The sequence below is a fragment of the Streptomyces sp. NPDC001717 genome (assembly GCF_042892775.1).
Lineage (GTDB): Bacteria > Actinomycetota > Actinomycetes > Streptomycetales > Streptomycetaceae > Streptomyces.
On record NZ_JBIAUK010000031.1, the window covers coordinates 75,288 to 95,285 of the forward strand.

19 protein-coding genes and 1 tRNA gene are annotated in these 19,998 nt (G+C 72.0%); 13 read left to right on the forward strand and 7 right to left on the reverse strand.

Annotation, left to right across the window (positions count from 1 at the left end; all coding sequences use genetic code 11):
- Nucleotides 1–11: 11 nt before the first annotated feature.
- The 4 genes from ACFYZL_RS33375 to ACFYZL_RS33390 form a co-directional block, all read right to left on the reverse strand.
- On the reverse strand, nt 12–845 hold the full coding sequence (locus tag ACFYZL_RS33375) for an S-methyl-5'-thioadenosine phosphorylase (protein ID WP_384746695.1): 834 nt from the start codon (nt 843–845) through the stop codon (nt 12–14).
- A 90-nt stretch (nt 846–935) separates the two neighbouring features.
- A complete protein-coding gene (locus ACFYZL_RS33380; RefSeq protein ID WP_388684200.1) occupies nt 936–1,247 on the reverse strand; it encodes an FmdB family zinc ribbon protein in 312 nt (103 codons plus the stop codon).
- Nucleotides 1,248–1,314: 67 nt separating this feature from the next.
- Complete coding sequence (locus tag ACFYZL_RS33385; RefSeq protein ID WP_384746691.1) at nt 1,315–2,637, reverse strand: MFS transporter; 1,323 nt, start codon at nt 2,635–2,637, stop codon at nt 1,315–1,317.
- Between the two features lie 366 nt (nt 2,638–3,003).
- The gene (locus ACFYZL_RS33390; RefSeq protein WP_384746690.1) at nt 3,004–4,569 is read right to left on the reverse strand and encodes a potassium/proton antiporter; all 1,566 of its coding nucleotides are present in this window, start codon (nt 4,567–4,569) and stop codon (nt 3,004–3,006) included.
- Nucleotides 4,570–4,794: 225 nt separating this feature from the next.
- On the opposite strand from ACFYZL_RS33390, the gene ACFYZL_RS33395 reads away from it, so the two are divergent.
- Complete coding sequence (locus ACFYZL_RS33395) at nt 4,795–7,638, forward strand: penicillin acylase family protein (protein WP_388684204.1); 2,844 nt, start codon at nt 4,795–4,797, stop codon at nt 7,636–7,638.
- A 16-nt stretch (nt 7,639–7,654) separates the two neighbouring features.
- Here the strand turns inward: ACFYZL_RS33395 and ACFYZL_RS33400 are convergent, their stop codons facing one another.
- Nucleotides 7,655–8,278, reverse strand: a complete 624-nt coding sequence (locus tag ACFYZL_RS33400) for a 5-formyltetrahydrofolate cyclo-ligase (protein WP_388684207.1) — start codon at nt 8,276–8,278, stop codon at nt 7,655–7,657.
- Between the two features lie 94 nt (nt 8,279–8,372).
- Between ACFYZL_RS33400 and galU the strand changes: the two genes are divergently transcribed.
- The 10 genes from galU (at nt 8,373) to ACFYZL_RS33450 (ending at nt 15,830) form a co-directional block, all read left to right on the forward strand.
- The gene (gene galU, locus ACFYZL_RS33405) at nt 8,373–9,275 is read left to right on the forward strand and encodes a UTP--glucose-1-phosphate uridylyltransferase GalU (RefSeq protein ID WP_384590054.1); all 903 of its coding nucleotides are present in this window, start codon (nt 8,373–8,375) and stop codon (nt 9,273–9,275) included.
- Nucleotides 9,276–9,279: 4 nt separating this feature from the next.
- Nucleotides 9,280–10,641, forward strand: a complete 1,362-nt coding sequence (gene glp, locus ACFYZL_RS33410) for a gephyrin-like molybdotransferase Glp (protein ID WP_388684210.1) — start codon at nt 9,280–9,282, stop codon at nt 10,639–10,641.
- 73 nt (nt 10,642–10,714) lie between these two features.
- Nucleotides 10,715–11,194, forward strand: coding sequence for a cyclic pyranopterin monophosphate synthase MoaC (moaC, locus tag ACFYZL_RS33415; protein ID WP_384746682.1), 480 nt, complete (start codon nt 10,715–10,717; stop codon nt 11,192–11,194).
- 101 nt (nt 11,195–11,295) lie between these two features.
- Complete coding sequence (locus tag ACFYZL_RS33420) at nt 11,296–11,787, forward strand: molybdenum cofactor biosynthesis protein B (RefSeq protein ID WP_384746752.1); 492 nt, start codon at nt 11,296–11,298, stop codon at nt 11,785–11,787.
- 17 nt (nt 11,788–11,804) lie between these two features.
- Entirely contained in the window at nt 11,805–12,413 is a 609-nt protein-coding gene (locus ACFYZL_RS33425) for a GNAT family N-acetyltransferase (protein ID WP_376657455.1), read from the forward strand.
- Between the two features lie 169 nt (nt 12,414–12,582).
- Nucleotides 12,583–13,629 carry a hypothetical protein gene (locus ACFYZL_RS33430; protein ID WP_384746679.1) on the forward strand — a complete coding sequence of 349 codons (1,047 nt, stop codon included), beginning with the start codon at nt 12,583–12,585 and terminating at the stop codon, nt 13,627–13,629.
- 78 nt (nt 13,630–13,707) lie between these two features.
- Nucleotides 13,708–13,781, forward strand: a tRNA-Ala gene (locus ACFYZL_RS33435).
- A 381-nt stretch (nt 13,782–14,162) separates the two neighbouring features.
- A complete protein-coding gene (locus tag ACFYZL_RS33440; RefSeq protein ID WP_388684215.1) occupies nt 14,163–14,294 on the forward strand; it encodes a hypothetical protein in 132 nt (43 codons plus the stop codon).
- Nucleotides 14,295–14,311: 17 nt separating this feature from the next.
- Nucleotides 14,312–14,458: a hypothetical protein gene (locus ACFYZL_RS33445; RefSeq protein WP_388684217.1), complete on the forward strand. Its 147-nt coding sequence runs from the start codon at nt 14,312–14,314 to the stop codon at nt 14,456–14,458.
- The gene (locus ACFYZL_RS33450; protein WP_388684219.1) at nt 14,445–15,830 is read left to right on the forward strand and encodes a CoA transferase; all 1,386 of its coding nucleotides are present in this window, start codon (nt 14,445–14,447) and stop codon (nt 15,828–15,830) included. Before ACFYZL_RS33445 ends, ACFYZL_RS33450 begins: the two co-directional genes overlap by 14 nt.
- A gap of 290 nt (nt 15,831–16,120) precedes the next feature.
- Here ACFYZL_RS33450 and ACFYZL_RS33455 read toward each other — a convergent pair whose 3' ends face one another.
- Nucleotides 16,121–16,612, reverse strand: coding sequence for a GNAT family N-acetyltransferase (locus ACFYZL_RS33455; RefSeq protein ID WP_384758974.1), 492 nt, complete (start codon nt 16,610–16,612; stop codon nt 16,121–16,123).
- A gap of 38 nt (nt 16,613–16,650) precedes the next feature.
- Between ACFYZL_RS33455 and ACFYZL_RS33460 the strand changes: the two genes are divergently transcribed.
- On the forward strand, nt 16,651–17,454 hold the full coding sequence (locus ACFYZL_RS33460; protein WP_384758978.1) for an exodeoxyribonuclease III: 804 nt from the start codon (nt 16,651–16,653) through the stop codon (nt 17,452–17,454).
- Here the strand turns inward: ACFYZL_RS33460 and ACFYZL_RS33465 are convergent.
- Nucleotides 17,436–18,131 (reverse strand): MerR family transcriptional regulator, encoded by a 696-nt coding sequence (locus ACFYZL_RS33465; RefSeq protein ID WP_384758981.1) that lies wholly within the window; start codon nt 18,129–18,131, stop codon nt 17,436–17,438. The genes ACFYZL_RS33460 and ACFYZL_RS33465 overlap by 19 nt on opposite strands.
- 137 nt (nt 18,132–18,268) lie before the next feature.
- Here ACFYZL_RS33465 and ACFYZL_RS33470 point away from each other — a divergent pair.
- Nucleotides 18,269–19,998, forward strand: a 1,730-nt coding sequence (locus ACFYZL_RS33470) for a flavin-containing monooxygenase (protein WP_388684225.1), incomplete at its 3' end; no start/stop codon positions are given.

The window sequence follows — 19,998 nt, forward strand, 5'->3', positions numbered from 1 at the left end:
GCCACCGACAGCTACGGCAGCTCGATGCCCAGGTCCCAGCCGTCGTGGGCGTGGGTGCACAGGCAGTCGCGGGACTCCGTCTCCGGCAGGGCCCCGACCGCGTCGAAGAGGACCTTGCGCAGGCGGCCCACGTTCTCGCCGAACACCTTCAGGACCTCGGTGTGGGAGACGCCCTCACCCGTCTCGGCGCCCGCGTCCAGGTCCGTGACCAGGGCCATCGAGGTGTAGCAGAGCCCCAGCTCACGGGCGAGGACCGCCTCCGGGTGACCCGTCATGCCGACCACCGACCAGCCCGCCGCCGCGTGCCACCGCGACTCGGCGCGCGTCGAGAAGCGGGGCCCCTCGATGACGACCATGGTGCCGCCGTCCACCGCGTCCCAGCCCTGCGCCCGGGCCGTCGCGAGCGCCACGGAGCGGCCCACGGGGCAGTACGGGTCGGCGAACGTCGTGTGCACGACGTTCGGGACGCTGCCGTCGGGCAGGGGCTCCCCGTCGAAGAAGGTCTGCGCGCGGGACTTCGTACGGTCGACCAGCTGGTCCGGAACGATGAGCGTGCCCGGTCCGTACTCGGGCCGCAGGCCGCCCACGGCGCAGGGGCCGAGCACCTGGCGCACGCCGACCGAGCGCAGGGCCCACAGGTTGGCCCGGTAGTTGATCTTGTGCGGCGGGACGGTGTGGGTGCGCCCGTGCCGCGGCAGGAAGGCCACCGTGCGGCCCGCCAGCTCACCGAGGTAGAGGGAGTCGCTCGGGGGCCCGTACGGGGTGTCCACCTGAATCTCGGAGACGTCCTCCAGGAAGGAGTAGAAGCCCGAGCCGCCGATGACACCGATCTCTGCGTTCGCCATGCGGATCACCCTAACGGGGTCTTCCGGCGCATGCCGGAGGCCCCGCTGCCCGGGAAGGGCTGCGGGGCCTCGGAAAGGCGGTCGGACGGCTCAGGCCGCCGAGGTGGAGCCGGCGCTGCTGCCCGAGCTCGACGAGGTCGAGGAGGACGAAGCGGCGGGGGCGGCGGCAGCGGTGGACGTCGTGGACGAAGACGACTTCGAGGCAGGGGTGCTGCTCGAAGAGGCGCCACGGCTGTCGTTCCGGTAGAAACCGGAGCCCTTGAAGACGATGCCGACCGCGGAGAACACCTTCTTCAGGCGTCCGTCGCAGCTCGGGCACACGGTCAGCGCGTCATCAGTGAACTTCTGCACGGCCTCAAGGCCCTCACCGCACTCGGTGCACTGGTACTGGTAGGTCGGCACGAATTTCCTCCTGGCACTCTGACTCAATGAGTGCTAACGACGCTCCATGGTGACGTATTCCGGCGGATCAGTCCACCGTCACCGGCACTCGGTGACCGATGCCACGCTCGTTCACCGTGTTCCGGATCACCTTCGGGGCGGCCGGGGCGGACGACTTCACGATCCGGCTCGGGGCCTTCGGGGCCAGCTTCCCGCGCAGCGCCACCAGGCTGACCAGCGCGAGAACGGTGGCGGCCGCGGGCACCAGGAAGCCGTACGAGGACCCGTGCGCGTCCGTCACGCGGCCGGCCAGGGTCACGGCGATGGCCTGCCCGAAGGCGATCGAACCGGTCAGCCAGGTGAAGGCCTCGGTCCGGGCGTTCGCGGGGACCAGCTGCTCGACCATCGTGAAGCCGGTGATCAGCGCCGGGGCGATGCACAGGCCGACGACCAGGCCGAGCGCGCCCAGCAGGACCGCCGAGTGCGCGGCCCACAGGACGGACACGACGGCGGTGAGGCCGACGTAGCCCAGGAGCAGCCGGCGGCGCGGGCCGATCTTCCAGGTGATGGCACCCATGGCGATGCCGGCGATCATGTTGCCGGCGGCGAAGATGCCGTAGAGCAGGCCGTTGGCCCCGGGGTTGCCGATCTCGTTGGCGAAGGCGGCGAGCGAGACCTGCATGCCGCCGAAGACGGCGCCGATCCCGAGGAAGGCGAAGATCAGTACGCGCAGGCCGGGGGAGGAGAGTGCGAAGGCGCGCTTCTCACCGGAGGCCGACGGGGCGTGCGGCTTGGGCTGGGTGGCCCGCTGGGCCGCGAAGAGCAGGCCGCCGAGCAGGGTCAGCGTCGCCTCGGTGAACAGGCCGGCCGCCGGGTGGATGCCGGTGCACAGGGCGGTCGCCAGGACCGGGCCGACGACGAAGGTGAATTCGTCGGAGACGGACTCGAAGGCGGCGGCCGTCGGCATCAGCGGCGACCCCTGCAGCTTGGCGGCCCAGCGCGCCCGGACCATCGGTCCGACCTGCGGCACCGAGGCGCCGGTGGGGATGGCGGCCAGCGCCAGCGCCGGCAGGGGGGCGTCCATCAGCGCGAGCACCGCCAGACCGCTGACGGCGGCGGCGTGCGTGAGGACGACGGGGATCAGGACGGCGCTCTGGCCGAAGCGGTCGGTGAAGATGCCCATCAGCGGCGCGGACAGCGCCATGGAGATGCCGGTGACGGCGGCGACGATGCCGGCGCTGCCGTACGAGCCGGTGGTGTGCTGGACCAGGAGCAGGATGCTGATGGTCAGCATGCCGAAGGGGAGTCGGGCTGCGAAGCCGGGAAGCACGAAGCCGATGGCGCCGGGCGTGCGCAGGAGCTGCCCGTAGCCGGGGCGGGCGGACTTGTCGGTCGTGACCGCGGATGTCACGGCCTTGCCTTTCCGCTGCCTGGTAGAGCGTCCCCGTCTGCGGACGGTGCCTCGCCTTGTGAGCGGCCGCACCCGTACATGTGGGAGCCCCGAGAGCTGTCCTCTTGCGCAGAACCGAGTGATACCTGGGCACCCACTGCGGGAGGGAGCCACGGCCGCTTTGCGGTCGCGCCAGCTCTGCGTCAGGCAGAGTTGGTTCGATGTGTTGTGCCTTCATCATACAGGGAGGGGTGCAGATGGGCCCTGTGATTACGGCGACAGCGAGTGTCTTCACCTGCGATTAACTGGAACTTCGCCTTCAGAAGCCATCGAAACGCGGGTGAATCCGGACGGAATCCACCTAAGACATCGAATTAGAGCGGCGTTCTAACGCTGGGTGACACCCCTTGTGCCGCCCGCGCCGCCGGCCCCGCTGCCCGACCCGTTGCCCGTACCGAGCCACCCCGCGAGCTTGCCGCCCCGGGCCACCGCCCGCAGCCGCGCCTCCGCCGCGTCCCGCACCGGATCCGTGGCCACCACCAGCAGCTCGTCCCCGCGTCGCAGCACGGTCGACGGCGCCGGTACGAAGCTCTTCGCGTCCCGCACCACCAGGGTCACCGAGGCTCCGGCCGGCAGTCGCAGCTCGCTGACCTCGACACCGTGCATCCGCGAGGCCGGCGGGATCGCGAAGGACAGCAGGTGCCCGCGCAGCTTCTCCAGCGGGGCCGACTCGATGCCGAGGTCGGAGGCGCCCTCGCCGGTGTCGCCGAGCCGCAGCTTGCGCGCCAGCCAGGGCAGCGTCGGCCCCTGCACCAGCGTGTAGACGACGACGAGGACGAAGACGATGTTGAAGACGCGCTCGCTGCCCTCGATCCCGGACACCATCGGAATGGTCGCCAGGATGATGGGCACCGCTCCGCGCAGACCGGCCCACGACATCAGGGCCTGCTCCCGCCACGGGAGCCGGAAGGGCAGCAGGCTGACGAAGACCTCCAGCGGTCGCGCCACCATCGTCAGCACCAGCCCGATGATCACCGCCGGCCAGAAGTCGTTCACCAGCTCGTGCGGGGTCACCAGCAGGCCCAGCAGCACGAACATGCCGATCTGGGCGATCCAACCGAGCCCGTCCGCGAACCCCCGCGTCGCCGGCCAGTGCGGCAGCTTCGCGTTGCCGAGCACCATGGCCGCCAGGTAGACGGCGAGGAAGCCGGAGCCGTGCGCCAGCGCGCCGGCCGCGTACGCCACCATCGCGATGGCCATCACGGCGATCGGGTAGAGGCCCGAGGCGGGCAGTGCCACGTGCCGCAGCCCGTACGCGCCCAGGAAGCCCACGGCCAGGCCGATGGCGACGCCCAGCAACAGCTCCAACGCGATCTTGCCGACCAGGACGTACCAGGGGCCCACCGGGCCGACCGTCGCGAAGGCGACGACCAGGATCACGACGGGTGCGTCGTTGAAGCCGGACTCGGCCTCCAGGACACCCGTGATCCGGGAGGGGAGCGGGACCTTGCGCAGTACGGAGAAGACGGCCGCGGCGTCGGTCGAGGAGACGACCGCGCCGATCAGCAGGGCCTGGCGCCATTCCAGCCCGACCAGGTAGTGCGCCCCGGCCGCCGTGACGCTCACGCTGATCGCCACGCCCACCAGCGACAGCACGATCGCCGCCGGCAGGGCCGGCTTGATCTCTTTCCACTTGGTGCCCAGACCACCCTCGGCGAGGATCACGACGAGTGCCGCGTAGCCGATGACCTGGGTCAGCTCGGCGTTGTCGAACACGACGTTGCCTATGCCGTCCTGGCCTATCGCGACGCCTATGCCGAGGTAGATGAGCAGGCTGGGGAGGCCGCTGCGTGAGGAGACGCGTACCGCCGCGACGGCGACGAGCAGCACGAGCGAGCAGACCAGCAGGAGCTCATTGAGCGTGTGGACAGTCAGCGGGCGACCCTTCCTCAAAGCGCACGGGGAAGCCGGTGGACCGCTCCTCCGCGCGACAGGTTCGGCAAGTAGTTCGTTACCTTACCTAATCTTTGACGCTCTCTTTACGCGATAACCACATTGTGAAACGAGTGTTTGCCCCTGTCCTCAGCACCTGGACCCCTGGCGGATCACCGGGGCCGGTCCTGCGCCTATGGTTGCTCCCAGCACTCCCAGGACCACCCTGCCCCTCTAAGGACAGCGATGCCCGCCAACGAAACCGCTCCTCCCGTCAAGAAGAAGGGACGACGAGCCCGTCTGATCGTGCTCGTGCTGGTCCTGGCGCTCTTCGCGGGCCTCGGCTACGGGGCGTACTGGGGCGTGGACGGCGTGCGCGCCTCGTTCCCCCAGACGACCGGCTCCCTCAAGGTGCCCGGCCTGACCGGCACCGTCGACGTCAAGCGCGACGAGCACGGGATCCCGCAGCTCTACGCCGACAACGACGAGGACCTCTTCCGCGCGCAGGGCTTCGTCCACGCCCAGGACCGGTTCTGGGAGATGGACGTACGCCGCCACATGACCTCCGGGCGGCTCTCGGAGATGTTCGGCTCCGGCCAGGTCGAGACCGACGCCTTCCTGCGGACGCTGGGCTGGCGCCAGGTCGCGCAGGAGGAGTACGACAAGAAGCTCTCGCCCGAGACGAAGAAGTACCTCCAGGCCTACGCCGACGGGGTCAACGCGTACCTGAAGGGGAAGTCCGGCAAGGACCTCTCCGTCGAGCACGCGGCCCTGGGGCTCAGCTCCGACTACAAGCCCGAGCAGTGGTCGCCGGTGGACTCGGTGGCCTGGCTCAAGGCGATGGCCTGGGACCTGCGCGGCAACATGCAGGACGAGATCGACCGCGCGCTGATGTCGAGCAAGCTCTCGCCGGCGCAGATCGACGAGCTGTACCCGCCGTACCCCTTCGACCGGAACCGTCCGATCGTCGAGGGCGGCAAGGTCGAGGGCGGCAAGTACGCGCCGCAGGGGACCACGGGCAGCACCGGTACCAAGGACGGCACGGTCACCGGCACCGGATCGAACGCGAGCACCGCCAACGGCGGCACCACCGGCATCACCGGCCCCACCGGCCTCGCCGACAACGCCACCGCCCAGGGCGCGACCGTGGGCCTGCGCACGCAGATGACCTCCCTCGCCAAGACCCTGGACCAGATCCCCGCGATCCTCGGCCCCAACGGCAGCGGCATCGGCTCGAACTCCTGGGTCGTCTCCGGCAAGTACACGACCACCGGCAAGCCGCTGCTCGCGAACGACCCGCACCTCTCCCCGCAGCTGCCCTCGGTCTGGTACCAGATGGGCCTGCACTGCCGCGCCGTCTCGGCCCAGTGCCAGTACGACGTCGCCGGCTTCACCTTCTCCGGCATGCCCGGCGTGGTCATCGGCCACAACACCGACATCGCCTGGGGCATGACCAACCTCGGCGCCGACGTCACCGACCTCTACCTGGAGCAGGTCAAGCCCGAGGGCTACGTCTACGACAACAGGGTCCTCCCCTTCACCACCCGCGTGGAAGAGATCAAGATCGCGGGCGAGAAGAGCAAGAAGATCACCGTCCGGACCACCAACAACGGTCCGCTGATCTCCGACCGCAGCGACGAGCTCGGCACGGTCGGCTCCCGCGCCCCCGTCGCCTCCTCGGCCCCCGACCGCGGCACCGGTTACGCCGTCGCCCTGCGCTGGACCGCCCTCGACCCGGGCAAGTCCATGGACGCGGTCTTCAAGCTGGACAAGGCCAAGAACTTCGACGACTTCCGCAAGGCCGCCGCCGACTTCGAGGTCCCCTCCCAGAACCTGATCTACGCCGACAACAAGGGCCAGTACGGCAACATCGGCTACCAGGCCCCCGGCCGGATCCCCGTGCGCGGCGCCGGCGACGGCCGCATGCCCGCCCCGGGCTGGGACCCCAAGTACGCCTGGAAGGGCACCCCGGGCAGCGCCACCGGCTGGATCCCGCAGAGCGAGCTCCCCTGGGAGCAGAACCCGCAGCGCGGCTTCATCGTCACCGCCAACCAGGCGGTCGTCGAGGCCGGCACCGGCGCTGGCAAGTACCCGAACACGCTGACCACCGACTGGGGCTACGGCGCCCGCAGCCAGCGGATCAACGACCTCATCGAGGCGAAGATCAAGGACAGCGGCAAGATCTCGACCGACGACATGCGCGCCATGCAGATGGACAACAGCAGCGAGATCGCCGCGCTGCTCACCCCGATGCTCGCCAAGATCGAGGTCAAGGACCCGGACGTGCGCTCCGCGCAGAAGCTGCTGGAGGGCTGGAACTACACCCAGGAGCCCGACTCGGCCGCGGCGGCCTACTTCAACGCGGTCTGGCGCAACATCCTCAAGCTGGCCTTCGGCGACAAGATGCCGAAGGAACTGCGCATCGAGGGCAGCTGCATGAACGTCCACGACCAGAGCAGCGGCCCCAACGACGACCTGGCCGAAGTGGTCCGAGAATGCGGCATGCGCGGCAGCGACTCGGCGCAGCCGGACGGCGGCGACCGCTGGTTCGAGGTGGTCCGCCGCCTCGTCAAGGACGAGAAGTCGCCCTGGTGGGCCGCGCCGAAGAAGAACCTCACCGTGCCGGCGACCACCACCCGCGACGAGCTGTTCGCGCGGGCGATGGAGGACGCCCGCTGGGAGCTGACCGCCAAGCTCGGCAAGGACCAGTCCACCTGGAGCTGGGGCCGGCTGCACCAGCTCAACCTGAAGAACCAGACGATCGGCACCGAGGGCCCCGGCTTCATGCAGTGGCTCCTCAACCGCGGCCCCTGGAACCTGGGCGGCGGCGAGGCCACCGTCAACGCCACCGGCTGGAACGCCTCCAGCGGGTACGGGGTGACCTGGGTGCCCTCGATGCGGATGGTCGTGAACCTCAACGACCTCGACAAGTCCCGCTGGATCAACCTGACGGGCGCCTCGGGGCACACGTACCACTCGAACTACACCGACCAGACGACGATGTGGGCCAAGGGCGAGCTCCTGGAGTGGCCCTTCGGCAAGGAGGCCGTCGACAAGGCGACGGTCGACACCCTGACCCTCAAGCCCTAGCCGGCGGCCTGTCGAGTCAGAAGCCGAGTCGGAAGCGGAACACCCCGGAAGGGGTGGCCACCGCACGCACGGGGTGGTCGTGCGGTTCCTCCGGGACCCGCGCGACCACCTCGTCGTCGTAGAGGAGCACCACCAGCGCCGGATGGGCCCCCGCGCGCTCCAGCCGCTGAAGGACCCGGTCGTACGAGCCCCCGCCGCGACCGAGTCGCATTCCGCGGCCGTCCACCGCGAGCCCGGGGAGCAGCACGGCCTCGGCGCCGGTCACCGCGTCCGGTCCGAGCGCCGGGCCGGACGGCTCCAGCAGTCGCATCTTCCCGGGGTGCGCGGCCTCGGCGAGGCTCGCCGGTCCCTCGTAGGCGGCCCAGTCGAGATCGTTGTCGGGCAGCAGCAGGGGCAGCAGCACGCGCTTGCCGGCCGCGCGCAGGGCGTCGAGCAGATCGCGCGTGCCCGGTTCCGTGCCGACGGAGACGTACGCGGCGACCGTGTGCGCGTCGGCCAGTTCGGGCAGTTCCAGGGCCCTGGCGGCGAGCGCCGCGGCCGCCGCGCGGCAGGCGTCGGGGGACAAGGCGCGGCGGGCGGCGAGGAGTTCCCGGCGCAGCTCGGCCTTGGTGGAGGCGGCGGTGTGCGGGTTCTCATTCACAGCGAAACCAAATCTTCCTTGGAATATGGACATAAGCGGATCTACCTACCGCGATCCCGTTGAGCGTCCGCCGGGACCCACTATCGTTCGGGGCATGACTATGTTGCACCCCGTGATCAAGAAGGCTGTTATTCCGGCTGCGGGCCTCGGTACTCGTTTTCTTCCGGCGACCAAGGCGACCCCGAAGGAAATGCTCCCGGTTGTGGACAAGCCGGCCATCCAGTACGTGGTCGAGGAGGCCGTGGGAGCCGGGCTCGACGACGTCCTCATGATCACTGGGCGTAACAAGCGTGCCCTGGAAGACCACTTCGACCGGAACTACGAGCTGGAATCGGCGCTCATCGCCAAGGGCGACGACGACCGGCTGAAGAAGGTCCAGGAGTCCAGCGACCTGGCCACCATGCACTACGTCCGCCAGGGCGACCCGCGCGGCCTCGGCCACGCCGTGCTGTGCGCCGAACCGCACGTCGGCCGGGAGCCCTTCGCCGTCCTCCTCGGCGACGACCTCATCGACCCGCGCGACCCGCTGCTGCGTCAGATGGCCGACATCCACTCCCGCACCGGCGGCACCGTCATCGCCCTCATGGAGGTGGACCCGGCCAACGTGCACCTCTACGGCTGCGCCGCCGTCGAGGCCACCGACGAGGAGGACGTGGTCCGGATCACCGGGCTCGTCGAGAAGCCGGACCCCGCGGACGCCCCCAGCAACTACGCGGTGATCGGACGCTACGTCCTCAACCCCGCGATCTTCGACATACTGCGGGAGACCGAGCCGGGCCGTGGTGGGGAGATCCAGCTCACCGACGCCCTGCAGAAGCTGGCCGCCGACGAGACCGTCGGCGGTCCGGTGCACGGCGTGATCTTCCGGGGTCGTCGTTACGACACCGGTGACCGCGGCGACTACCTGCGGGCCATCGTCCGCCTCGCGTGCGAGCGCGAGGACCTGGGTCCGGAGTTCCGCACCTGGCTTCACCGTTACGTCACGGAGGAGATGTAGGACCTTGAGCAGTTCCGCACCGCAGGAGACCGGCCACCGTCTGTGGTCCGTGGACGAGCACCTCGCGGACGTCCTCGCCGCCGTCCGCCCGCTGGAGCCGATCGAGCTCCAGCTGCTGGACGCCCAGGGCTGTGTCCTGGTCGAGGACGTCACCGTGCCCGTCGCCCTCCCGCCCTTCGACAACAGCTCCATGGACGGTTACGCCGTCCGGGTCGCCGACGTCCAGGGTGCGAGCGAGGAGTTCCCCGCGGTGCTGACGGTCGTCGGGGACGTCGCGGCGGGCAGCGGTGAGCTGCCCACCGTCGGCCCCGGCGAGGCCGCCCGCATCATGACCGGCGCCCCGCTGCCTCCGGGAAGCGAGGCCGTCGTCCCGGTCGAGTGGACCGACGGCGGCACGGGCGGCGGCGCGGCCGCCGGGATGACCCCGGCCAGCGCCGCCCCCGAGGGCGCGGCCGGCGAGGTGCGGGTGCACCGGGCGGCCGAGGCGCGGGCGCACGTCCGCTCGCGCGGCAGCGACGTACAGGCCGGGGACCTGGCCCTGGCCGCGGGTACCGTGCTCGGCCCGCCGCAGATCGCCCTGCTCGCCGCCATCGGGCGCGGCACCGTCCGGGTCCGGCCGCGCCCGCGCGTGGTCGTGCTGTCCACGGGCAGCGAGCTGGTCCAGCCGGGCGAGGCGCTGGCCGCCGGGACGATCTACGACTCCAACAGCTTCGCGCTGGCCGCGGCCGCGCGGGACGCCGGAGCCATCGCCTACCGGGTCGGGGCGGTCGCGGACGACGCCGACACCCTGCGCTCCACCATCGAGGACCAGCTGATCCGGGCCGACCTGCTCGTCACCACGGGCGGGGTCAGCGTCGGCGCGTACGACGTGGTCAAGGAGGCACTGTCCTCGGTCGGCCAGTCCGACGCGGTCGGTGACGGCACGGACGCCGGCGACGTCGACGGCGGCCGGATGGACTTCCGCAAGCTCGCCATGCAGCCCGGCAAGCCGCAGGGCTTCGGCACCATCGGCCCGGACCACACCCCGCTGCTGGCCCTGCCCGGCAACCCGGTGTCCTCGTACGTCTCCTTCGAGCTCTTCGTTCGCCCCGCGATCCGGACGCTCATGGGCCTGCCGGAGTCCGAGGTGCGCCGACCCAGCGTGCGTGCGGTGCTGACGGCCGACAAGGCGCTCGGCTCCCCGGCCGGCCGCCGCCAGTTCCTGCGCGGCAAGTACGACGCGGAGAGCGGCACGGTCAGCCCGGTCGGCGGATCGGGCTCCCACCTGATCGCCGCGCTGGCGCACGCCGACTCGCTGATGGTCGTACCGGAGGACGTCACTTCGGTGGAGCCGGGCACCGAGCTGGAAGTGGTCCTGCTCGGCTGAACCGGGGCCGATGCCGGTAGCGTGTGTCGCACCACACAGGCCCCGCGCGGGCCCAGAGCGGAGCGGCGCAGCAATGAGTACCCAGAGCAGGCTGACCCACATCGACGAGGCCGGCGCGGCCCGGATGGTCGACGTCTCCGAGAAGGACGTCACCACCCGGACGGCACGGGCCAGCGGACGGGTACTCGTCTCCCCCCGGGTGATCGAGCTGCTGCGCGGCGAGGGCGTCCCCAAGGGCGACGCCCTCGCGACCGCGCGGATCGCCGGGATCATGGGGGCCAAGAAGACCCCCGACCTGATCCCGCTCTGCCACCCGCTGGCCGTCTCGGGCGTGAAGGTCGACCTGAAGGTCGCCGACGACGCCGTCGAGATCCTCGCCACGGTCAAGACGACCGACCGCACGGGCGTCGAGATGGAGGCGCTGACCGCCGTCGCGGTCGCCGGACTCACCGTGATCGACATGGTCAAGGCCGTGGACAAGGGCGCCGTCATCACGGACGTCCGGGTGGAGGAGAAGACCGGCGGCAAGTCCGGCGACTGGACGCGCTCGTGAATCCCCCGCGCGGCGGCGAGGTCCACAGCCACAGCCACGGTCACGGCCCCCGGCCGGATGCGGCGCGCGAGCCCGCGCACCCGGCCGCCCCGGGACGGGCCTTGGTCGTCACGGCCTCGAACCGCGCCTCGCAGGGCGTGTACGAGGACAAGGGCGGCCCGCTGCTCGCCGAGGCGCTGGAGGAGCTCGGCTTCACGGTGGACGGCCCGAAGGTCGTCCCCGACGGCGACCCCGTGGAGCAGGCGCTGCGCGAGGGCGTCGCCGCGGGCTACGACGTCATCCTGACCACCGGCGGCACCGGCATCTCGCCCACCGACCGCACTCCCGACGCCACCGCCCGGGTGCTGGACTACGAGATCCCGGGCATTCCGCAGGCCATCCGGGCGCAGGGCCTGGCGAAGGTGCCGACCGCGGCGCTGTCCCGGGGGCTGGCGGGCGTCGCCGGGCACACCCTGATCGTGAACCTGCCGGGCTCCACGGGCGGTGTGCGCGACGGCCTCGCCGTCCTGTCCCGCGTCATCCCGCACGCCGTGGACCAGATCCGCGGCGGCGACCACCCCAGACCGGCGGAACCCTCCGGGAGCACGAGCTGAACGGCCCCACCTGGCCGGTGGTCCTGACCGACGGCGACGTCACGCTCCGGCCGATAAAACTGCGGGACCAGAAGGCCTGGCGGGAGGTCAACCGCCGCAACAGGGACTGGCTCCGGCCGTGGGAGGCCACCATTCCGCCGCCCGCCCCCTGGGGGCCGGTGATACAGCGGCCGACGTACCGCCAGATGGTCCGCCACCTGCGGGCCGAGGCGAACGCGGGCCGGATGCTGCCCTTCGTCATCGAGTACCAGGGCCGGCTGGTCGGCCAGCTCACCGTCGCCGGGATCACCTGGGGCTCGATGTGCGCGGCGCACGTCGGCTATTGGGTGGACCGCGACGTGGCGGGCCGCGGGGTCATGCCCACGGCGGTCGCGCTGGCGGTGGACCACTGCTTCGCGAAGGTCGGACTGCACCGGATCGAGGTGTGCATCCGCCCCGAGAACGGGCCGAGCCGCCGGGTCGTGGAGAAGCTGGGCCTGCGCGAGGAGGGGCTGCGTCCGCGCTACCTGCACATCGACGGTGCCTGGCGCGACCACCTCGTCTACGCGGTCACGGCGGAGGAGGTGCCGGAGGGGCTGCTGCGCCGCTGGCAGCGGTCCCGGCAGTCGGGTGCCCCGCCGAAATAGATAATCGATTATCCGTTCGATTTATTGGGCCGAGTAGGCCCCGGCCAACCGATTTGCCCATAACCTGATCCGAAGAATCACAAAAAAAGTCCGTGATATCAGCGAGATCGCGCGACACACCGGCCCAATTGGGCGATCCCGTAGGCCGCGTCCCTCTACGGTGTGAGGTGTGAGCAGCAGCGGCCTCATCTACGCAGTCATTGTCGGGGCCTGGGCCGCCTACTTGGTGCCCATGTGGCTCCGGAGGCAGGACGAGCTGAACGAAGCCCGTCCGACGGAACGCTTCTCCACTGCCATTCGGCTGCTTTCGGGCCGGGCGGGAATGGAGCGCCGTTACGCCAAGGGGCTGCGTGAGCGCGGTGCCGAGGAGGCGGAGCCCCAGCCCCACGCGGACCCGGACGCGGTCACGGAGACGGTCGATTCCGTCGACGCCGACGCCCGGGCCCTTGGCGTGTCCCCGACCAGGGCGGAGCCGAGGCAGGCCACCGCCCAACGGGAGCACCGCGCGGAGCGGGCCCGGCGCGAACAGCGCCTCCAGGTCCTCGCGCGGCGCCGGCGCACCACCGCGCTCCTCTTCCTCGTCTTCACCCTCGGCGCGATCGTCGCCGCGGTCGGCGGCCTGCGCTACCTGTGGGCCCCCGCGGTGCCCGCCCTGCTCCTGAGCGCGTACATCGTGCACCTGCGGGTCCAGGAGCGGCGCCGCTACGAGTTCACGATGGACCGGCGCCGCGCCGAGGCCGCCGCGCGCAACCTGAGGGAGAACCGCCCGCGCCGCCGGGACTCCGAGGAGACCGCGGCGCCGGGCGCCGAACCGGACCCCGCGCCACCGGTCTCCCCGCAGGAGGCCGGGCGCCGCGCGCTGGTCGAGCAGACCGACCACGCCGAGTGGGTGGACCAGCAGCGCGAACGCGACCGCGGCGCGGCGCGCGGTGACAGCTGGGAGCCGGTCCCGGTCCCGCTGCCGACGTACGTGACGGCCCCGGTGGCCCCCCGCGCGACCGGCCCCGCGACCCCGGACGCCTGGAGCGCGACCCGCTCCAGCACCGCCGAACCGACGGACCCCCGCCTGCGCGCCCAACTGCAGCCGCAGTCGACGCCCCCGAAGGCGGAGCCGGCACCCCAGTCCACCCCGCGCCCGCGCGGCCAGGGCCGGGGCCGCACACCGCTGTTCGACCAGTACGAGAGCGACGACCGCCCGCGCGCCGCGAACGAGTGATCGGTGACCTGCGCGGACGCTCCGGGATACGCGTTTTGGAGCACCGGCGCAGGGATGCTAATGTTTCACACGTCGCAAGGGCCTGTGGCGCAGTCTGGTAGCGCACCTCGTTCGCATCGAGGGGGTCTGGGGTTCAAATCCCCACAGGTCCACAAACGACAGTTCGCGAGTAGCTCTCGGGAACGTCATGAGATCCCGTCCGGTCGAAAGACCGGGCGGGATCTCGGCGTTTTCGGGGCCTGTTGGCGCTCGGCCGGAGGCAACTTCCTTTTCGGCGGCCGGAGTCGCCCTGTCCATCGCTTTGGCTGGTTCGCCCGGTGTGCCAGGAAGAGGAGGGCGACCGGAATCAGGCCGAGGGGAAAGCCCGAGGGCTCGAGGATCCGGCCGCCGAGGAGGACCCAGGCGGCCACAGGAGCAGGCGACCAGGATCAGCGGTACGGCCAAGCTGCCCGGGGCGGCCGGGCCGTGCGGTCGGCCGGTCGCCCCAGCTCGACCAGGTCTGGACGGCGGCGATCGCGATGTGGCCGGCGCCGATGAAGGCGATGGCGCGGCCCGCCCAGATCGTCGGGGACCTCGCCGGGCCGGCGGGGGTGGTCCTCACCGTGTTCTCCGATGCCGTCGTGCGCGCCGCGACGCCGGGGCTGCTCGCCGATCTGAAGCAGTAGCCGGAGATCGCGGCCCGGTGAACCGGGAGACCTTCATCGCCGGGGAGCGGGCCGTGTTCGCCTGGGTGTTCCTGCCGGCCCGGCCGCCCGCCCCGGAGTTCGCCCCGCGGATCGCCTCGATGGTGGCGGCGGGGATCGCAGAATGGGTCCATGACGATCGCTGATGCGGATGGGCAGGGGCAGGGCGGGGGCGTCGCGCAGGCCTGGGCGGCGCTCGGCGGGGCGTCGGGGCTTGCCGGGCGCGTGCGGTACCGGGGGGCCGGGGATCTGGGGGAAGGGCCGCTGCCGGTCGCGGAGTTGGCGCGGTCGACGGTCGGGGCGTGCGCGCTGGCGGCGGGCGAGCTGGCCGCCGCACGGGCCGGTGGCGGGCCGGACGATGTGGCTCCGGTGGTGGTGGACGAGGGTGCGGTGGCGACGGCGTTCGTCAGCGAGCGGCACCTGAGGGTCGAGGGGCGGGCGCCGGTGAACTTCGCGCCGCTGTCGGGCTTTTGGCGGGCGGCGGACGGGTGGGTGCGGACGCACGCCAACTATCCGCACCACGAGGCGGCGTTGGTGCGGGCGCTCGGGCTGCCGTCCGCGACTCCGGAGGCGCTGGGGGCGGCGGTGGCGGGCCGGCCGGCCGTCGAGGTCCAGGAGCTCGTGTACGCGGGTGGCGGGCTGGCCGTCGCCGTCGCCGAGGAGTACGGGGAGCCGCAGCCGCTCGTGGAGCCCGTACGGCTATCGGGCGCGCGGGGGCGGCCGCTGGGACCGGCCCCCGCCGGGCGGCCCGCGGCCGGGGTGCGGGTGCTGGACCTGACCCGGGTCATCGCCGGGCCCGTGGCCACGCGGACGCTCGGACTGCTGGGCGCGGACGTGCTGCGCGTCGACTCGCCGAGGCTCCCGGAGGCGGACGACGCGTACGCGGACACCGGATTCGGGAAGCGGTCGGCGCGGCTGGACCTGGCGCTGGCGGGGGACCGGGCGGTGTTCGAGGGGCTGCTGGCGGAGGCCGACGTGGTGGTCTCGGGGTACCGGCCGGGGGCGCTGGAGCGGTACGGGCTCGGCGCGGCGGAGCTGCTGGAGCGGTGGCCGGGGCTGGTGGTGGCCGAGCTGTGCGCGTGGGGGTGGCGGGAGGTGGGCCCGTGGGCCGGGCGGCGGGGTTTCGACTCGCTGGTGCAGGCGGGGTACGGGATCGCGGCGGCCTGTGCGGATCCGGGCGGGGGAGGTGTGCCGGGGGTGCTGCCGGCGCAGGCGCTCGACCACGGGACGGGGTACCTCGTGGCGGCGGGCGTGCTGAGGGGGCTCGCGGAGGGGGGTGGGCGGGGGCTGCGGTTCTCCCTCGCCGGGACGGGGTCGTGGCTGGTGCGGGGGCTTGCCGAGGCCGGGACCGGGACCGGGGGCCGGTGCGGGCAGGGGGCGTACTCGGCCGGGCCGTGGCTGCGGGAGGCGGACTCGGGGTACGGGGTGCTCAGGTACGCCGCCAGTCCCCTCGGGGAGTGGGGACGGGGGCCGTCCCGCTGGGGCACGGACGAGGCCGTTTGGCTCCCGCGGGGGTAGGGGGGTGTGCGGGGGCGGCGCCGTTGCCGGGGGCGCTGCCCCCGGACCCCCGCGCCTCAAACGCCGGCGGGGCTGGGCTTGTCCCCGGCGGGGGCGGGCTGCCCGGCTGGGCATGCGGGGTAGGGTGCGGCGCCGTTGCCGGGGGCGCTGCCCCCGGACCCCCGCGCCTCAAACGCCGGCGAGGCTGGATTTGCCTCCGGCGGCGCCTCGAACGTCGGCGGGGCTGGAGGTGCGCCCGGCGGGGCGGAAGGCGAGGTGCCCGGCGGGCGAGGTCGGCCGGTGGGCCCGCGTCAGCGCAGCGGCTTCGACATGCAGCGGCTGGAGTCGTAGTCGCGGTAGAAGCCGAACTTGGCGCACATCGCGTAGTCCGACGAGAGGTACAGGGCGATCGCCTCCGGCTGCTGGTCGCCCGTTTCCAGGACCATGCGGGTGCGGCCCGCCGCTCGGGCGTCGTCCTCCAGGGTCGCCAGGATGCGGCGGGCGAGACCCAGGCCGCGGGCTTCGGGGACGACGTACATGCGCTTCAGCTCGGCGTCGCCGTCCGAGTAGCCCTCGTCGTTCTTCTCCTGGCTGCGCCAGCCGCCGCTCGCGACCGGGGCGCCCGAGGCGTCGTAGGCGAGCAGGTAGAGGCCCAACGGCGGTACGAACATCGCCGGGTCGAGGAACGTTTCGTCGCCCTCGCCGTCGTACCGCTCCTGGTATTCGAGCTGTACCAGGTCGTTGAGCTTGACCGCGTCCGGGTGGTCGTACGGCACGGCGCGGAGGTTTATACCGTGAGACATTCGAATATCGTACGGAACGCTCCGGCTATGGTGCTGGGATGCTCACCGTTACCTCCGTGAATGTGAATGGGATCCGCGCCGCGGCCAAGAAGGGCTTCGTCCCCTGGCTGGCCGGGTCCGACGCCGATGTCGTCTGCCTGCAGGAGGTGCGGGCCGAGGAGGGGCAGATCCCGGAGGAGGCCCGCAGGCCCGAGGGGTGGCACACCGTGTTCGCGCCGGCGGCGGCGAAGGGGCGGGCGGGCGTCGCGCTGTACACGCGGCGGGAGCCCGAGCGGGTGCAGGTCGGATTCGGGAGTGACGAGTTCGACACCGGCGGGCGCTACATCGAGATCGATCTGCCCGGTGTGACCGTCGCCAGCCTCTACCTGCCCTCCGGCGAGGCCGGGACCGAGAAGCAGGACGAGAAGTACCGGTTCATGGAGGAGTTCCGCGCCTATCTGGCGGAGCTGAAGGTGCGGGCCGCGGCCGACGGGCGCGAGGTCGTGGTGTGCGGCGACTGGAACATCTGCCACCAGGAGGCCGACCTCAAGAACTGGAAGACCAACCGGAAGAACGCCGGCTTCCTGCCCGAGGAACGGGAGTGGCTCGGCAAGGTGTACGCGGAGACCGGTTACGTGGACGTGGTGCGCGCGCTGCACCCCGACACCGAGGGCCCGTACTCCTGGTGGTCCTACCGCGGACGGGCCTTCGACAACGACGCCGGCTGGCGCATCGACCTCCAGGTGGCCACCCCGGGCCTGGCGGCGAAGGCCGTGAAGGCCTTCGTGGAACGGGCCGAGACGCACCCCGAGCGGTGGTCCGACCACGCGCCGGTCACCGTCGTCTACGAGCTCGGGGTCTGATTCCCGCCCCCGTGGGACAGCAGGCGGTCCATCGCCATCGTGAGTTCCGCCTCGACCACGCTCTTCGCCAGCGGGCGCAACCGGGTCAGGGCGTCCTCGCCCGGTATGTGGGCGGCGATGAGCTCCGTGAAGAGGGCCGCCATCGCGTCCGCGTGCGCGCGGACCTGGCGGCCCGTCTCCAGGACGACCGCCAGCGGCACGCCCTCGCGGACCAGGTCCGAGGAGACGTCGAGCAGGCGGCGGCTGACGTGCACGATCTCGTCGCCGTCGACGGCGAGGTAGCCGAGGTCGAGTGCGGCCGCCAGGTTCTCCGGGGTGACCTCGCCCTCGAAGTAGTCGGCGAGCGTCTCGGGGGAGAGGCGGACCGGGGTCTCCTCCGACCAGCCGATGCCGAGCAGCTCGCCGACCTGGCCGGCGTCGCGGCCGTTCTCGAAGGCGGCGGTCAGTTCGGCGATGCCGCCGAGGGTGTGGCCGCGTTCCAGCAGCGCGGCGATGGTGTGCAGCCGGGCCAGGTGGTGCTCGTCGTACCAGGCGATCCGGCCCTCGCGGCGGGGTGGCGGGAGCAGCTTGCGCTCGCGGTAGAAGCGCAGGGTGCGCACGGGGATGCCGGCCGCCTCGGCCAGTTCCTCCGTACGGTACTCACGCACTGTGTCCGGTTCCGTCTCATCCTTCGCCACGGTCGCAGCCTATGGCGTACTGGCGGTAACTTTCCGCGCGCGACCCCTACCCATGAGTACGGGCCTGCTCTACTCTCCCGATTGTGCCAGTGATTGCTGGCAGTGTTGCAGATGCGGAAGGCGGCGGCATGGGCGGCATGGGCAAGGGCGAGCGCGTGCGTGAGCACGTACGCGTGGCGGTGATCGGGTCCGGGTTCGGCGGGCTCGGCGCGGCCGTGCGGCTGCGGCGCGAGGGGATCACCGACTTCGTCGTACTGGAGCGGGCCGACTCGGTCGGCGGGACCTGGCGCGACAACAGCTACCCCGGGTGCGCCTGCGACGTTCCCTCCCACCTGTACTCGTTCTCGTTCGCGCCCAACCCCGACTGGCCGCGGACGTTCTCCGGGCAGCCGGCCATCCGGGAGTACCTGGAGCACGTCGCCGACACCTTCGGGCTGCGCCGCCACATCCGGCTGAACCACGAGGTCCGGATGATGCGCTGGGACGCGGACGAGCTGCGCTGGGAGATCGAGACGGAGGGCGGGGACCTGACCGCCGACGTGGTTGTCTCCGCCACCGGGCCGCTGTCCGACCCGAAGATGCCGGAGATCCCGGGGCTCGCCGAGTTCCCCGGCAAGGTCTTCCACTCCGCGCGCTGGGACCACGACTACGACCTCGCCGGCAAGCGCGTCGCCATGATCGGTACGGGTGCCTCCGCCATCCAGATCGTGCCGGCCATCGCGCCGGAGGTGCGGCGGCTCACGCTGTTCCAGCGGACCCCGCCGTGGGTGATGCCGCGCACCGACCGGGCGATCACCGCCGTGGAGCGCTGGCTGCACCGGCAGCTGCCCTTCACCCGGGCGGCGCGGCGCGGGCTGCTGTGGGGGATCCGGGAGCTCCAGGTCAGCGCGTTCACGAAGCGGCCCAATCAGCTCGGGCTCATCGAATCGCTGGCCAAGGCCAACATGGCGCGCTCGATCAAGGACCCGGCACTGCGGGCCAAGCTGACGCCCTCGTACCGGATCGGCTGCAAGCGGATCCTGCTGTCGAGCGAGTACTACCCGGCGCTGGCCCGGCCCAATGTGGACCTGGTCGCCTCGGGGCTGAAGGAGGTCCGGGGTTCCGTGCTGGTGGCCGCGGACGGGACCGAGACCGAGGTCGACGCGATCGTCTTCGGTACGGGCTTCCACGTCACGGACATGCCGATCGCGGACCGGGTGGTGGGCGCGGAGGGCGAGACCCTCGCGGACACCTGGAAGGACGGGATGCAGGCGCTGCGCGGGGCGACGGCGGCGGGCTTCCCGAACTGGATGACGATCATCGGTCCGAACACCGGGCTGGGCAACAGCTCGATGATCCTGATGATCGAGTCGCAGCTGAACTACATGGCGGACTACCTGCGGCAGCTGGGCGTGCTCGGGGGGCGGGTCGCGCTGGCGGCGCGGCCGTCGGCGGTGAACCGGTGGAACCGGCAGGTGCAGGCGCGGATGGAGCGGACGGTGTGGAACACCGGAGGCTGCACCAGCTGGTACCTCGACGCGCAGGGGCGCAACACGACGGTGTGGCCGGGGACGACGGGGGAGTTCCGGAAGGAGACCCGTCAGGTCGACCTCTCGGAGTACGAGGTCGTACGGGTTCGTGACCGTGTGCCGGTGCCTTCCTTGGCGGGTGCGGGTGCGGGTGCGGGTGCGGGTGCGGGTGCGGGTGCGGCTGCGAGGGCGGGGGCGGGGGCGGGGGCGGCCAAGGCCGGGCGTCGGCGGGCGGGGGCCGCGGGGGCCGGTGCGGCGCCGTTGGGGGGGGGGGGGGGGGGGGGGGGGGGGGGGGGGGGGGGGGGGGGGGGGGGGGGGGGGGGGGGGGGGGGGGGGGGGGGGGGGGGGGGGGGGGGGGG